At 45.0% G+C, this 963-nt stretch carries 1 protein-coding gene; it reads left to right on the top strand.

Going from position 1 to position 963, the window contains the following annotated elements:
* Positions 1-97: 97 nt before the first annotated feature.
* Positions 98-963 (top strand): metallophosphoesterase (locus tag R8N47_RS23885; protein ID WP_318185935.1); only part of this gene is annotated, 866 nt, incomplete at its 3' end.

Consider the following 963-nt stretch of genomic DNA (forward strand, 5'->3'; position numbering starts at 1 on the left):
AATTATGAAATCAATGTGTTAGGGTGCGCGTGGTTTTCAAATAGCTCTAATGTTTGAAAATGTTCATCAGTAATCCCAATAAGAAAAAGGAAAAAAAATGAATCAGCGTCTGATTATCAAAACCGCTTTGAGTGCCGCTATTTTGGCCTCGCTGGCTGGATGTGCTTCGCAACCTGCTCATGAATGGAATGCAGATACCACTTATAAATTGACTGTCTTACACACCAACGATCACCACGGTCGTTTTTGGCAGAATAAACACGGTGAGTACGGCATGGCCGCGCGCAAGACGTTGATCGATGATCTGCGTGATGAAATCCAAGCAGAAGGAGGCAGCGTGCTGTTGCTGTCTGGTGGTGATATTAATACCGGCGTTCCTGAATCTGATTTACAAGACGCTGAACCAGATTTCAAAGGCATGAGTAAGATTGGCTACGACGCGATGGCGTTAGGCAATCACGAATTTGATAATCCGCTAGATGTGCTATTCAAACAGCAAGATTGGGCTAACTTCCCAATGCTGTCAGCCAACATCTACGACAAAAAAACGGGCAAGCGTTTATTCCAACCTTACGCGATGTTCAATAAACAAGGCATTAAAATTGCGGTTATTGGTCTGACAACAGAAGATACCGCGAAGTTGGGAAATCCTGAGTTTATCGGTCAAGTGGACTTCCGCGACCCGAAAGCGGAAGCGAAAGAGCTGATTGCAGAACTGAAAAAAACAGAAAATCCGGATCTGATTTTCGCTGTTACGCACATGGGTCACTACGAAAATGGCAACCGTGGCATCAATGCGCCGGGTGATGTAGCTTTGGCGCGTTACCTTAATGAAGGCGATTTGGACATGATTGTGGGTGGTCACTCACAAGAGCCCGTTTGTATGGAAGGTCCTAACGTTATCAAAAAGAACTTTAAACCGGGTGATGAGTGTCAGCCAGACCAACAAAACGGTACTTACAT

It is taken from the genome of Vibrio sp. 2132-1, from assembly GCF_033344315.1.